Here is a 14,019-nt window from a genome sequence, read left to right as displayed (position 1 = left end):
GGGGCCGGGGCCGGCACGGGCGGAGGACCACGCCGCAGATCAGGGTTCAGTCCAGGATCTGCGGCGCGTCGGGCAACGCGTCATGCTCGGACCGCGTGGCGGCCGGAAAGTGCCCTTCGATCAGGCTGGAGACCTCGTCGATGGCATCCTGCAATGCCTCGACCGGATGGGCCCCGCGCAGGCCCTCGCGCAGGTGGGTGCAGACCCGCTGCCACTGCGCCGGGCTGACCCGGCCGTGCAGGCCACGGTCGGCAACGATCTCGATCGCGTGATCGGCCAGCAGCAGGTAGATCAGTACGCCGTTGTTGTGGGCGGTATCCCAGGTTCGCAGGCGCGCAAAGGCATGCTCGGCGGCCTGGCGCGGGGTCACCCTGTGCCACAGCGCACCCAGCGGCAGGTCCGCTTCCACCGCGAACATCACCTGCCCACCGTGGCGCTGCTCACCGGCCGCGATGGCCCCGGTGATCGCCTGCAATGTGGCCGGCGGGAAGGCACGCCGCACCGAGGGCGAGAATACATGGCGGAACAGACGTTGGATCATCACCAGCCTCCCGAAGCGCCACCGCCACCGGAACGGCCGCCGCCACCGCCCCAGCCACCACCACCACCGAATCCACCGCCCCCGCCGAAACCGCCTCCGCCGCCCCAGCCGCCACCGCCCCAACCGCCACCGCCGGCAAAGCGACCCGGGTGGCCGGACAGCATCGCCACGATCAGGCCGACCACGCCGGCCAGGCCACTGGCCAGCAGCGTGGAGGTGAACAGGAATGCTGCCAGCGCCGCACCCGCGCCGCCGAGCAGGCCGCGCAGCGGACGCGGCACGCGCGAGAAGACCCCGCGCAGGATGCTGCCGGCGAACACGCCGATGAACAGCGCCAGGAACCAGGTATCGCCACCACCACCGGGCTCGCGCCCGCGATGACCGCTGACCGGTGCCGGCAGCGGTTCGCCGTCGATCAGCTTGACCAGCACCGCCGTGGCATCGGTGATGCCGCCGGCATAGTCGCCGCTGCGGAAGCGCGGGACCAGGTATTCCTGGATGACCCGGTTGGCGATGGCATCGGGAATGGCGCCTTCAAGGCCGTAGCCCGGCTCGATGCGCACGCGCCGGTCATCCTTGGCCACCACCAGCAGCACGCCGTCATCCACGCCCTTGCGGCCGATCTGCCATTGGTCGAAGACCCGCGTGGTGTATTGCGCGATGTCCTCCGGCTGGGTGGTGGGCACCACCAGCACCTGCAGCTGGCTGCCTTTGCGCTGCTGCAGCTCGATCGCCTGCTGCACCAGCGCCTGCTTCTGCGTGGCGTCCAGCGTGCCGGTGGTATCGACCACCGGCGAGTCCAGCGCAGGAATCGGCGCCAGCGGCTGTGCCTGCGCTGCCAACGGCAGCCACAGCAGCAGGGCCAGCAGCGCAGTGGCCAGGCGCATCGGTCAATGGCCCGGCTGCGGCGCCGGCTGCTGCTGCGGCGCGTTGCCGAAATCGACCGCTGGCGCGTTGGAAATCTGCGCTTCGTTGTCCACCGTGAAGTTCGGCTTGGTCTTGTAGCCGAAGATCTTGGCGGTGATCACCTGGGGGAACGAACGGATGTAGGTGTTGTAGTCCTGCACCTGCTGGATGTAGCGGCCGCGCGCAACCGTGATGCGGTTTTCGGTGCCTTCCAGCTGGGCCTGCAGGTCGCGGAAGTTCTGGTCGGACTTCAGCACCGGGTAGTTCTCGGTGACCACCAGCAGCCGCGACAGTGCGCTGCCGAGTTCACCCTGGGCCTGCTGGAACTGCTTGAGCGAGGCTTCGTCGTCGGCGTTGACGTTGATCTGGCCGACGCGCGAACGGGCGTTGGTGACTTCGGTCAGCACGCGCTCTTCCTGGCTGGCAAAACCCTTCACCGTCTGCACCAGGTTGGGCACCAGATCGGCGCGGCGCTTGTACTGGTTGAGCACTTCGGACCAGCTGGCCTTGACCGCCTCATCCTTCTGCTGGATGGCGTTGTAGCCGCAGCCGGAGAGCAGGGAGGCCAGCAGCATCAGGGGCAGGACACGGGTGAACAGGCGCATGGCGGAGGTTCCGGGTGGGCTTGGCGCCGAGCATGCCACGGTCCGGGTGAAAGACCGGCCATCGGGCGCCGCCCCCTCCGCGGTGCTGTGTTTGCTGGATATCGGGGTTGGCCGGGAGGGTGGGTTGGCTGGGGGACGTCGTGAATACGTCCATGTAGGCTCGGTCGCGCCATCCATGGCGCTCACGCCCCCAGCCAACCCACCCTCCCGGCCACGGACAATTTCCTGCGCACCGCGGGAAGATCAAGAGAAAAATCAAAAGCAAAAGCCGGTTCTTCAGGCATTCGTGTCGACCAAGGTCGACACCTACCAGAGCGGGGCGCCGTTACGACAGATCGCGGGAATCTGTCGAAGGCGGGGTGGGTCCGGTTGAGGGGGCGTGAGCCGCATGGATGCGGCGACCGAGCTTACATGGACGTACTTGCAGCGTCCCCCTCAACCGGACCCACCCCGCCAACCCACGGAATGCAGGCTTTTGCCGTTGACGTTGATTCGGCGGGTGCAGGGCTGCAAGCCCTGCCGTAAACCCTCTCCCCTCAGCAGGCCTCAGCCACCGCGGTGCGGGGACGCCCCAGCCACGCCAGCAGCAGGCCCGATGCCGCCAGCAGGCCACCGGCCACCGGAATCGCGGCATAGCCCAGGCCCGAGCTGATCACCGCACCGCCCAGCGCCGCACCCACCGCATTGCCCAGGTTGAACGCACCGACGTTGATCGACGACGCCAGGCCCGGCGCCTCGCTGGCCGCCTGCATCACCCGGATCTGCAGCGGCGGTACGAGGGCGAAGGTCGCCGCGCCGAACAGCAGCACACCGAGGGCGGCGGTGGCGTGGCTCATGAAGGCCAGCGGCAGCACGAACATCAGCACCGCCAGGACGGCCAGCAGGATCCGTGTGGCGCCATCCAGCGACCAGTCGGCCATGCGCCCACCGATGCCGTTGCCGAGGGTGAAGCCGATACCGATCAGCGCCAGCGAGATCGCGATGAAGGTATTGGAGGCGCCGGTCAATTCGGTCAGCACCGGTGCGACGTAGGTATAGAGGGTGAACATGGCACCGGCGCCGAGCACGGTGGTGGCCATCGCCAGCAGCACCGGCGGCTGCAGGATCGCCTTCAGTTCGCGGCGCACGTCCGGGCGCGGCCCCGGTGCAGATGCCGGCAGCGCGAAGCCCAGCGCGGTGATTGCGATCAGGCCCAGCGCCGCAGTACCGGCGAAGGACAGGCGCCAGCCCAGCTGCTGGCCGACCCAGGTCGCCAGCGGCACGCCGCCGATGTTGGCGATGGTCAGGCCCATGAACATGGTGGCCACGGCGGCAGCCTGCTTTTCCTTCGGCACCAGGCTGGCGGCGACCACCGCACCGATGCCGAAGAAGGCACCGTGGTTGAGGCTGGTGACCAGGCGCGACAGCAGCAGCAGCCCGTAGTTCGGCGCCAGCGCGGACAGCAGGTTGCCGACCACGAAGATGGACATCAGCAGCATCAGCGCGGTGCGCTTGCCGAAACGGCCCATCAGCAGGGTCATCACCGGCGCGCCCAGCATCACGCCCACGGCGTAGGCGGTGATCAGCATGCCGGCGGTGGGGATCCCAACGCCCACGCCGTCGGCGATGACCGGCAACAGGCCCATCGGGGCAAATTCGGTGGTTCCAATGGCGAAGGCGCCAACGGCAAGCGCCAGCAAGGCGGCTCTGGAATTCATGGGGGGTTTCCTGGGGGGCGGGAATCGGGAGTGCGTAGCCTGCGCGCTTTGCTGCGCCGGATTAAGCCTCGGCCCGGGAAAACACTGTTGATCCTGATTCACAAGTGGAGGCCGGAACGCCGCCACAAGTGCAAAAACCGCAGCGCCGTTCGTTGTAGAGCCGCGCCCCACAACGCAGAACCCCCGGCCAGGCCGGGGGTTCTGGGTGGCACACGTGCCAATGGCGCGCTTACCAGTTGCCGGCGCCCGGCACGTTGTGTTCGCGGGCGCGGCGGCGCATCAGCAGGTTCAGCCACTCCACCAGCACCGAGAAGCCCATCGCGGCGTAGATGTAGGGCTTGGGCACGTGCACGTCCAGGCCGTCCAGGATCAGCACCGCACCGATCATCAGGATGAAGGCCAGGGCCAGCATCTTCACGGTCGGGTTGGCGTCGATGAAGCGGCCCAGCGGGTTGGCGGCCAGCAGCATCACCAGCACCGACAGCAGGATGGCCGCCACCATCACCGGGATGTGGTCGGCGATGCCGACGGCGGTGATCACCGAGTCAAGCGAGAACACGATGTCGATCACCGCGATCTGGGCGATCACGTAGCCGAACACGGCCGAGGCCTTGGTGGTGCTGGGGTCTTCGTCCTCGCCACCGCTGATCAGTTCCTTGATCTCCATGCAGCCCTTGATGATCAGGAACAGGCCACCAACGATCAGTACCAGGTCGCGGATGGAAATGCCCATGCCGGCCACGGTGAACAGGTTGGCCGCCATGTGCGCCAGGTAGGCCAGCGAGACCAGCAGGCCGATGCGGGTGATGCAGGCCACCGCGATGCCCAGCTTGCGTGCGAACGGACGACGCTCTTCCGGCAGCTTGCTGACCGCGATGGAAATGAACACCAGGTTGTCGATGCCGAGCACGATTTCCAGCGCGCTGAGCGTGAACAGGGTCACCCAGGCATTGGGGTCGGCGAGGAACTCAAAGGACATGGAAACTCTTCAAGGCAGTGGGGGAATGGGGTTTCAGCCGTAGCTGCCGGCCAGCGCGTGCGGAACCACGACCAGCGCCCAGCACAGCAGCACGTTCATCATCAGCACGAACACCGCTGCCGAGCCCATGTCCTTGGCGCGGCCAGCCAGCTCGTGGATCTCGCTGCCGTAGCGTTCGATCACCGCTTCGATGGCCGAGTTGGCAAGCTCCATCGCCAGCACCAGCAGCATCGAGCCGATCAGCAGCGCGCGTTCGACCGGGGTCTGGCCCAGCCAGATCGCGACCGGAGTCAGCATCACCAGCAGGTATACCTCCAGCCGGAACGAGGACTCGTGCAGCCAGGCGGCGCGCAGGCCCTGCCAGGACCAGCGGGCGGCCTGGAAGATGCGGCGCGGACCGCGGGGCATGTGGCCGAACTGATCAGCCACGGGTGGAACATCCAGCAACAGGGGCGCGGCGCAGCGACCGCTCAGACGCACGGCAGGAAATCATGGGTGCACAGGAATAGGCAGATGGCCGCCATTTTGCCACAAGGCCGCCAACCGCACCCCGCACCGGCCCGCTGAACGGCCTGCCAGGGGCAAGCACCGGGCTGGGCCGTGCTTCTATGATGGAGCTCCCCTTGCCTGCTGGAGCGCCTGATGTCCCGTCGCCGTACCTGCCTGCTGATGCTGGGCCTGCTGACTGCCGCACCGCTTGCCCAGGCCCTGAGCCCGGCCAGGCCGCCGCAGGTGCCCGAACAGGTCTCCAATGTGGCCTGGGCCGGCGACATGGCCCGCTTCGCCAGCGCCGACCAGGCCAACCCGCCGCCGCGTGGTGGCATCGAGTTCATCGGCAGCTCCTCGATCCGCTTCTGGGAGAGCCTGGCCACCGACTTCCCCGGCCAGCCGGTGTTCAACCGCGGCTTCGGCGGTTCGGAAGTGCGCGACAGCACCTGGTATGCCGGCCAGATCGTGGTGCCGTATGCGCCGTGCAAGGTGTTCTTCTACGCCGGTGACAACGACCTCAACAGCGGCCGCAGCGCCATGCAGGTGCGAGATGACGTGGTCGCCTTCGTGCAGCGCGTGCACCGCGACCTGCCGAAGACCAGGGTCGAGTACCTGTCGATCAAGCCGAGCCCGTCGCGTGCGCACCTGCTGCCGGCGATCAACGAAGCCAACGCGCTGATCAAGGCTGCGCTGGCCAGGCTGCCCAACACCGGCTTCACCGACATCTACACGCCGATGCTCGGCGCCGATGGACAGCCGGACGCGACGCTGTTCCGCGAGGACATGCTGCACATGACCCCGGCCGGCTATGCGATCTGGACCAAGGCGCTGGCGCCGAAGGTCAACTGCAACTGAGGCACTGTGGACGTCGGGCATGGCCCGGCGCTACCGCACCCCATCCACGCATGGCCTGGATCTACCGACATTTCAGCGGGATGGGGTCAGAGCCGGTTGCGCCGCAACGGGATCCGACCCCGGCAGGTCGCCGCGTTACCGGAAGACCACCGTGGCTTCGGTGCCCTTGCCCGGCTGGCTGGCCAGGCTGACCTTCCAGCCGAAGCGGTCGCACAGCCGGCGCACGATCGACAGGCCCAGGCCGGTGCCCTGCGGGCGGCTCGGCTCGGCGCGGTAGAAGGGTTCAAACGCGCGCGACAGCGCCTCGGCGGACATGCCGATGCCGGTGTCGCGCACCACCACCCGGTCATTGAGCACGTGCACGTCGATACGCCCTTCGTCGGTGTAGCTGCAGGCGTTGCGCACCAGGTTGCTGACCACCACCTGCAGCACCCGCGGCGGGGCGTGCAGGTGCACCGGGCCTTCGCTGTGCAGGTGCACTGACACCAGACGCGTACCCAGCAGTTCGTTGGCGTTGTCCACCTCGTAGCGGACGATGTCGTTGACGTCGAACAGCTCGATCTGGGGTTCGACGTCGGCCTCGCGGGCCAGGATCAGGAACGCGTCGATCACCGCTTCCATGTCACGGCCGGCGCGCTGGATGCGCTGCAGGCTGCGGCGCAGGCGCGGCTGCAGGGTTTCATCGCCCAGGGCCATGTCGCTGGCCACGCGGATGACGGTCAACGGCGTGCGCAGCTCGTGGCTCGCATCGCGGGTGAAATTGCGCTCGCGCGCCACATGCGCGCTGACCCGGTTGGCCAGCGAATGCAGCGCGGCCGCCAGCTGCCGGGTCTCGCCCTGCATGTCCGCGGGCAGCTTGTTCGGTTCCAGGTCGGCCGCCTCCGGGTGGCCCGGGTCCCAGCGCGAGACGCGCCGTGCCAACCAGTTCACCGGCGACACCAGGCGCTTGGAGGCCCGGTAGGTGACCCAGCTGGCGCCATACACCGCCAACAGGGTCAGCAGCACCGGCACGATGCCGAACCAGAACGCCAGCATCTCCGCACGCGAACGCAGGAACACCAGGTACAGGCGGCCGGCCGGACGCACATCGACCAGTACCAGCTGGTCATCCTTGGGCAGCTCGTGGAAACCGGGTTCCAGGTTGCGCAGGTTGGCCGGCAACGACAGCGCCGACTGCCCGCTTTCCAGCAGGTAGCCGCGGATGTTCTGGGTGTTGGGCGGTGGCTGCACCGGCGAGGCCTCGTGCAGCGTCCAGTAATAGGCCGCTTCCTCGCGCAGGGCGGCGCCGACCAGGCTGTGCTTGATCACCAGCGAAACCAGCCAGGCACCGAGCAGGATGCCCAGGCTGGCCAGGACTGCCTGCAGGATGAAGGCGATACGGATCTTGCGCGGCAGGCCGTGCGGCATTGCGGGGTCCCGGTCAGAGCGCTGCGATTATAGGCAGCGCGCTGCGCCGTAGTCGTGCACGGAGGATGACCGGCGGCAGTGCCGGCCGGTCATCCGTGCCCGGTGCGGGGTCGTTGCCCGGCCGGGCCTGATGCTGCACCGGCCTGGCCCCGATCAGGCCATCGGCTGGGCGATATCGGCAATGCGGTAACCGGCGCTCTGCACGGTGTGCAGCAGCGGACGGTCGAACGGCTTGTCGATGATCTTGCGCAGGTTGTACAGATGGCTGCGCAGGGTGTCCGAATCCGGCAGGCCATTGCCCCAGATCTCGCGTTCGATCTCCTGGCGGGTGACCACGCGCGGCGATTCGCGCATCAGGATGGTCAGCAGGCGCAGGCCGATCGGCGACAGCTGCAGTTCGGTACCGGCACGGGTGGCCCGCATGCTGACCGGATCGAGCACCAGGTCGGCGACCTTCAGCACTTCCGAACCCACCTGGCGGCGTTCACGGCGGATCAGCGCGCGCAGGCGGGCTTCCAGCTCCTGGATCGCGAACGGCTTGGTCAGGTAGTCATCGGCGCCGAAACCGAGGCCGGTGAGCTTGTCGTCCAGCGTGTCGCGTGCCGTGAGCATCAGCACCGGGGTGGACTTGCGCGCATCGTTGCGCAGGCGACGGCATACTTCGATGCCATCCAGGCGCGGCAACATGAGGTCGAGCACCACGACGTCATAGCTGTTCTCCGCCGCAAGGCGGTAGCCATCCAGGCCGTCCTGTGCATAGTCGACTTCGAAGCCGCGACCTTCCAGGTATTCCCCGATCATCTCGGAGATGTTGCGGTTGTCTTCGACCACCAGCACCAAGCCGGAGGTCTCCTTCGTCTGACGCATGTGATTCCCTCTAACTTCAGCTTTGTGAAACATGCCGGATCGACGGTGGACGCGATGTGAAGTTCCGTCAAGAGGGTTGTAAATCGTTCAGAGCAGGGGCCGCAGGAGTGGCCAGACGTTGTCCAGCACCCTCGATTGCGCCTGCGCCGTGGGGTGCAGGCCATCGGCCTGCATCATGCCCGGCTGCAGGGCCACGCCCTCCAGCAGGAACGGCAGCAGCGGCACCTTGTACTGCGTGGCCAGCGCCTTGTAGGCCGCCGCCAGGCGCTGGCGGTAAGCGGGCCCATAGTTGGGCGGCACGTCGATGCCCAGCAGCAGCACCCTGGCGCCGGCCTTCTGGCTGGCCTGTACCATCTTTTCCAGGTTGCCCTGCACCTGTGCCGGGGTCAGCCCGCGCAGCGCGTCGTTGCCGCCCAGCGCGATCACCACCACCGTCGGCTTTTCCTTCGCCAACAGGCCCGGCAGGCGGGTCAGCGCGCCGGCCGTGGTTTCCCCGCTCATGCTGGCATTGACGATGCGCGCCGGTGTTTTCGACTGTTGCCTGACCCGCTGCTGCAACAGGCTGACCCAGCCGGCGTCGGCAGGGATATTGTGGGCAGCACTGAGGCTGTCGCCGAGCACCAGCACCGTACCTGCCGGGTCTTTGGCTCCGGCCAGCCCAGGCAGCAGCAATCCCAGCAGCAGCACCATCATCGCGCCGGCTCGCCGGCTCCATCCCGTCTTGCGCATTGGAGTCTCCTCATCGACAGCCTGTCCCCCCGCAGCACGCCCGTCGCCATCGCCGTCGACCAGGTCGGCAAGTCCGTGCAGGGCCCGGAGGGTGAAGTCCACATACTGGACAACATCACCCTGACCGTCCATGAAGGCACCAGTGTGGCCATCGTCGGCGCTTCGGGGTCCGGCAAGACCACCCTGCTCGGCCTGCTGGCCGGACTGGACCTGCCCAGCCGCGGCCACGTCGCGCTGGCGGGCCAGAACCTGGGCGACCTGGATGAAGAAGCACGGGCCCAGCTGCGCGCGCGTGCGGTCGGCTTCGTGTTCCAGAGCTTCCACCTGCTGCCGGCGCTGACTGCCGCCGAGAATGTCGCGCTGCCGTTGGAACTGGCCGGACGCGAGGACCGCGCGCGGGTGGACGAGGTGCTGGCGCAGGTCGGCCTGGCCCATCGCGCCCGCCACTACCCGCGCCAGCTGTCCGGCGGCGAGCAGCAGCGCGTGGCGCTGGCACGTGCCTTCGTCACCCGCCCGCGCATCCTGTTCGCCGACGAACCGACCGGCTCGCTGGACCACGCCACCGGCCAGCACATCAGCGACCTGCTGTTCGAACTCAACGCCGGCAGCGGCACCACCCTGGTCCTGGTCACCCACGACCTGCGCCTGGCCCAGCGTTGCCAGTACATCCACCGCATCGATGACGGCCGCCTGCTGCCGGTCGAGCGTGGGGCACAGGCATGAACGTGCTGCGCCACGCGTGGCGCGCGCTGCGCCGCGAGGCGCTGGCCGGCGACCTGCTGACCGTGTTCGCCGCGCTGGTGCTGGGCGTGGCGGTGATGACTGCGGTGGGCACGCTGGTGAACCGGGTCAACCTGGCGCTGACCGGCAGCGCGGCGGAAATGCTCGGCGGCGACCTCGGCATCGCCGGGCGCGATGATCCGCCGCAGGCATTCGCCGACGAGGCGCAACAGCGCGGCCTGGCGCATACCCGCATCGCCAGCTTCGGCAGCGTGCTGTTCAACGGCGATGCCAGCCAGATGGCCAGCATCAAGGCGGTACAGGCGGGTTATCCGCTGCGCGGCACGCTGCGCGTCCGGGCCACGCCCGGCGGTGCGTTGATCGCCGATGCCGGCATGCCGCCCAAGGGCCAGGCCTATGCCGACCCACGCCTGCTGCAGGGGTTGGGGCTGAAGGCCGGCGATGACCTCGAGTTCGGCGCCGGCACGCTGCGCATCGCCGGCATCATCGAGGCCGAGCCGGACAGCGGTGGCGACCTGCTGACACTCTCGCCCACCCTGCTGGTCAACCGCGCTGATGTGGAGGGCACGGGCCTGCTCGGCCCGGGCAGCCGTATCAACTACCGGCTGATGTTCGCCGGCGCAGCGGAGCCGATCGCGGCGCTGCGCCAGTGGCTGCTGCCGCAGGTGAAAGGCCTGCGCCTGCTGAGCGTGGACGACACCCAGCGTGGCGTGCGCCAGGCATTCGATCTGGCCGGGCGCTTCCTCGGCCTGAGCGCGCTGCTGGCGGTACTGCTGGCCGGTGTGGCCACCGCGCTGGCGGCCAACCGCTTCGCCCTGCGTCGCATCGACCAGGTGGCGATCCTGCGCTGCCTGGGCGCACGCCAGCGCGACATCCTGCTGGGCCTGGCGCTGCAGCTGCTGATGCTGGCGGTGCCAGCCTGTGCGCTCGGCATCGGCCTGGGCATGGCCGCGCAGGAAGGCCTGGTGCAGGTGCTGGGCAGCCTGGTGCCGCAGCGCCTGCCGCTGCCGGAAGCGATGCCGGCGCTGACCGGTGCCGGCATCGGCCTGCTGCTGCTGTTCGGCTTCGGCCTGCCACCGCTGCTGCGCCTGCGCGGGGTGCCGCCGATGCGGGTGCTCAACCGTTCCTTCGCCGCCCTGCCGCCGGCGTCGCTGCTGGCCTATGTGGCGGCGCTGGCGGCCAGCCTGCTGCTGGCGGTGCAGGTCACCGGCGATCTGAAACTGGCGCTGTGGGTGCTGGGCGGCCTGGCCGCGCTGGCGCTGGCGGCCGGTGCGGTCGGCTTCGTGCTTCTGCAGCTGCTGCGCGGCCTGCAGCACCGCCTGCATGGCAACTGGCGGTTGGGCCTGGCCGCGCTGACCCGGCGCCGGCTGCTGGCGGTGATGCAGCTGGTGGGGCTGTCGCTGTCGCTGTGCGCGTTGTTGCTGCTGGCGGTGACCGGACCCGGCCTGCTGCAGCAGTGGCGCGAGCGCCTGCCTGCGGATACGCCGAACTACTTCCTGATCAACATCCAGCCCGAACAACGCGACGGTGTGCTGGCCGCATTGCGTGGACTGGGCGCCGGCGACGCCAGTATCGAGCCGATGGCGACCGGCCGCCTGATCGCGATCAACGGCAAGCCGCCGCTGCGCGTGGACCAGGCCGCCGCCGAGGGGAACGGCGCGAACAACGGCCCGCGCGAGGACGACGACGAGAACCGGCCGCTGAACTTCAGCTGGCGCAGCAGCTTCCCACCCGCCAATGCGCTGCTGGAGGGCCGCTTCTGGCAGGCCGGCAGCACCGCGGCGGAAGCCTCGGTGGAAACCGGCTGGGCGCGGCGCTACGGCGCGCACCTGGGTGATCGCATTACGATTTCCGTAGGCGAGCAGCAGCGCGAGTTCACCGTCACCAGCATCCGCAAGGCGGACTGGAACACGTTCCGCCCGAATTTCTTCGTGCTGTTGAACCCCAATGCGGTGGGCGATACCCCGCACAACCTGCTGTCGGCCTTCCATCTGCCGTCCGGCAACGCGGCCGGGCTGGGCGAGCTGGTGCGCGCGCAGCCGAACCTGTCGCTGCTGGACGTGGACGCGGTGATCTCGCAGGTGCGCGATGTGATGGAGCGCGTGGCGCAGGCAGTGCAGCTGGTGATGGTGTTCAGCCTGCTGGCCGGCGTGCTGGTGCTGCTGGCGGCGCTGCAGGCCACCGCCGGCGAGCGCCGCTACGACAGCGCGGTGCTGCGCACGCTGGGCGCGACCCGGCGCCAGCTGCGCGGCGCGGTGCTGGTGGAGTTCGGCGCGCTGGGCACGCTGGCGGCGTTGCTGGCGGTGGGCGCGGCCGCAGCGATCGGCGTGGCGGTGTCGCAGAAGGTGTTCGAGCTGCCCTTGCTGCCGCCGTGGCCGGGCCTGCTGATCGGCGGCGTGGTCGGCATCGGCTTGAGCCTGCTGGCGGGCTGGTGGGGTACGCGGGCGATCCTGCATACGCCGCCGGCATTGGCGCTGCGCGAGGCCTGAATCGGTTGCGCCTCCGGATGGCGTGCCGAGCAAGCCCGGCCCCCACCGGCAGCCGGTGAATGCGGTGCCGGGTACCCCCGGCACCTCTCTCCATCGCGGCGATCAGCCTTCCTTCGGCGCCTTTTCCACGTACTTGGCGAACACCTCGTCGATCTGCTTGTCCTTCACCTTTTTGCCGGACTGGATCGCTTCGGCCTGAGTGAACAGCGGAATGATCATCGCCATGCCATCGATCTTGGTCTTCAGGTGCACGCCCGGGGCCTGGCCGAGGAAGCCGTCCCAACGCTGGCGCACCTTGGCCCAGTAGCCGGCAGTGGCCTTCCAGTAGTCACGCGCCGGGGTGAAGTCGACCTCGGTGGTCTTCACGTAGTCGTTGAAGCCGAACTCGCGTGCGATCTCCACCTGGCTGCCGTCGGCGTTGCGCTGCACCTTGGTGTTGAACTGCTCGTGGGTCCAGCCATTGGGCGTGAGCGTGTGGCGGTTGACGACGGCCAGCGCGTTGTAGTCGCTGCGCTTGGTGTACTCACGGCGCGGCAACGGGCGCCAGCTGAGGTCGCTGGTCCAGCTCGGCACGTTGTTGGTGTAGGTCCATTTGCCGGTGCCGCAGTAGCGCGGTGCGTCGCTCACTTCGTACACGCACTGGGTCCAGGCGCCCTGGTTCGCCGCCGCGGGAATGCGGCGTACCTGCCAGGTCTGGTCGGCGCTGAACTCGAAACGGTTCGGTGCTTCGTAGACCCAGTCCTGGCGCCAGTGCTTGGTGATGTGGCCGCTCTTCTCGTCCAGCAGCAGGTGCTGCAGCACGATGCGCTTCGGCGTGTCCTCGACCACGATCACCAGTTCGTTGCCGCCGCTGCGCATCGCCGGGGCGCGCTCGTAGCCGGGCTTCAGCAGCACGGTCTCGTCGAATGCGAAATCGACGGTGTACTCGCCCTGCATGGCAAGGATGCTGTCGTGGTCGCGGGCGATGCCGGAGGGCTGCGCGCTGGCCACGCCGCTGGTGGCGAGCAGCAGCAGGACGCTGGCTGTCTGGAGCTTCATCGGGGTCTTCCTTCGGGGTTGCAGATGCAGTGAGAGGCCGTCCGTGGCCGACAGGCGTTCCATCGGGAAAGGGTTACAGCCGGATCAGCGGCAGGTCGCCGGGAACCCGCGGCGCCGAGCGACGTGCAGCATCGGCGCAGCAGCAATCGTCGATCGCCAGCTCGCCTTCGGCACCTTCCAGCCGCGCGATGCGACGCGCGGTGGCTGCGCCCAGCGAGGACAACGTCGACAGGCTTGCAGCCAGGGTGCGGCCGTCGTCGGCGGCATGCAGGCGCAGCGCGCACAGTCGCCAGCGCTGGCCACCGAGATGGCCGGCCAGGCGCCGCCACAGGCGTTCGCCGACACTGCCCTCGCTGTCATGCTCCGGGCCCGGCGGCAGCGCCGCGACCAGCCGGTCCCAGGCCAGGAAATCGCTGTCGGGCAACAGGTACAGCCGCCACACGCAGCGGCCGCGGGCATCGAGGAAGCACAGGCTTTCGCGCACGCCCTCGCTGTCCACGCCCTGGCAGGCATGCACGCGTACTGCCTGGCGCCAGCCACCGAGCTCGTTGCCGTCGGCGCGGTACAGGCACAACACGGTGCCGAGCGTGGCCAGCTGTGCCGGCGTCGGCCAGGCCGCGCTGCCCTGCGCGGCGATGGCGTCGTTCCTGCGTGCGGACAAGGCTCGGCTCATGAG

The 14,019-nt window shown here is 68.8% G+C and carries 14 protein-coding genes; 3 read left to right on the top strand and 11 right to left on the bottom strand.

The annotated features are described in order from the left end of the window. Positions 1–46: 46 nt before the first annotated feature. From AC5P7A_RS07710 to AC5P7A_RS07685, 6 genes are all read right to left on the bottom strand, one after another. Positions 47–541: a TPM domain-containing protein gene (locus AC5P7A_RS07710; RefSeq protein WP_262094084.1), complete on the bottom strand. Its 495-nt coding sequence runs from the start codon at positions 539–541 to the stop codon at positions 47–49. Next, positions 541–1,428, bottom strand: a complete 888-nt coding sequence (locus tag AC5P7A_RS07705) for a TPM domain-containing protein (protein ID WP_180886897.1) — start codon at positions 1,426–1,428, stop codon at positions 541–543. The genes AC5P7A_RS07710 and AC5P7A_RS07705 overlap by 1 nt, the downstream gene beginning before the upstream one ends. A gap of 3 nt (positions 1,429–1,431) precedes the next feature. Next, the gene (locus AC5P7A_RS07700) at positions 1,432–2,052 is read right to left on the bottom strand and encodes a LemA family protein (RefSeq protein ID WP_005415338.1); all 621 of its coding nucleotides are present in this window, start codon (positions 2,050–2,052) and stop codon (positions 1,432–1,434) included. 536 nt (positions 2,053–2,588) lie between these two features. Next, positions 2,589–3,749, bottom strand: a complete 1,161-nt coding sequence (locus AC5P7A_RS07695) for an MFS transporter (protein WP_014645977.1) — start codon at positions 3,747–3,749, stop codon at positions 2,589–2,591. 229 nt (positions 3,750–3,978) lie between these two features. Continuing rightward, positions 3,979–4,728 (bottom strand): TerC family protein, encoded by a 750-nt coding sequence (locus AC5P7A_RS07690; protein WP_005408127.1) that lies wholly within the window; start codon positions 4,726–4,728, stop codon positions 3,979–3,981. 33 nt (positions 4,729–4,761) lie between these two features. Next, positions 4,762–5,157, bottom strand: coding sequence for a diacylglycerol kinase (locus AC5P7A_RS07685; protein ID WP_014036025.1), 396 nt, complete (start codon positions 5,155–5,157; stop codon positions 4,762–4,764). Positions 5,158–5,370: 213 nt separating this feature from the next. Between AC5P7A_RS07685 and AC5P7A_RS07680 the strand changes: the two genes are divergently transcribed. Next, positions 5,371–6,072, top strand: a complete 702-nt coding sequence (locus AC5P7A_RS07680; RefSeq protein WP_014645976.1) for an SGNH/GDSL hydrolase family protein — start codon at positions 5,371–5,373, stop codon at positions 6,070–6,072. Positions 6,073–6,207: 135 nt separating this feature from the next. On the opposite strand, the gene AC5P7A_RS07675 is transcribed toward AC5P7A_RS07680, so the two are convergent. The 3 genes from AC5P7A_RS07675 to AC5P7A_RS07665 all read right to left on the bottom strand — a co-directional run bounded on the left by AC5P7A_RS07675 (position 6,208) and on the right by AC5P7A_RS07665 (position 9,075). Continuing rightward, entirely contained in the window at positions 6,208–7,479 is a 1,272-nt protein-coding gene (locus AC5P7A_RS07675; protein WP_164077288.1) for an ATP-binding protein, read from the bottom strand. A 153-nt stretch (positions 7,480–7,632) separates the two neighbouring features. Beyond that, complete coding sequence (locus tag AC5P7A_RS07670) at positions 7,633–8,346, bottom strand: response regulator transcription factor (protein ID WP_002811889.1); 714 nt, start codon at positions 8,344–8,346, stop codon at positions 7,633–7,635. Between the two features lie 87 nt (positions 8,347–8,433). Continuing rightward, positions 8,434–9,075: an arylesterase gene (locus tag AC5P7A_RS07665; protein WP_032956728.1), complete on the bottom strand. Its 642-nt coding sequence runs from the start codon at positions 9,073–9,075 to the stop codon at positions 8,434–8,436. Between the two features lie 75 nt (positions 9,076–9,150). On the opposite strand from AC5P7A_RS07665, the gene AC5P7A_RS07660 reads away from it, so the two are divergent. Then, positions 9,151–9,798 carry an ABC transporter ATP-binding protein gene (locus AC5P7A_RS07660; protein ID WP_075076551.1) on the top strand — a complete coding sequence of 216 codons (648 nt, stop codon included), beginning with the start codon at positions 9,151–9,153 and terminating at the stop codon, positions 9,796–9,798. Continuing rightward, entirely contained in the window at positions 9,795–12,305 is a 2,511-nt protein-coding gene (locus AC5P7A_RS07655; RefSeq protein ID WP_049440166.1) for an ABC transporter permease, read from the top strand. Before AC5P7A_RS07660 ends, AC5P7A_RS07655 begins: the two co-directional genes overlap by 4 nt. Before the next feature lie 102 nt (positions 12,306–12,407). Here the strand turns inward: AC5P7A_RS07655 and AC5P7A_RS07650 are convergent, their stop codons facing one another. Beyond that, complete coding sequence (locus tag AC5P7A_RS07650) at positions 12,408–13,343, bottom strand: DUF6607 family protein (RefSeq protein ID WP_197605433.1); 936 nt, start codon at positions 13,341–13,343, stop codon at positions 12,408–12,410. Positions 13,344–13,416: 73 nt separating this feature from the next. Then, positions 13,417–14,016, bottom strand: coding sequence for a hemin transporter (locus tag AC5P7A_RS07645; RefSeq protein ID WP_032956720.1), 600 nt, complete (start codon positions 14,014–14,016; stop codon positions 13,417–13,419). Positions 14,017–14,019: the final 3 nt, after the last annotated feature.

It is taken from the genome of Stenotrophomonas sp. YJH_SMC_65, assembly GCF_059369475.1.
The sequence above is the reverse complement of the archived record's forward strand: the minus strand, read 5'-3'. Positions and strand labels throughout refer to the sequence as shown.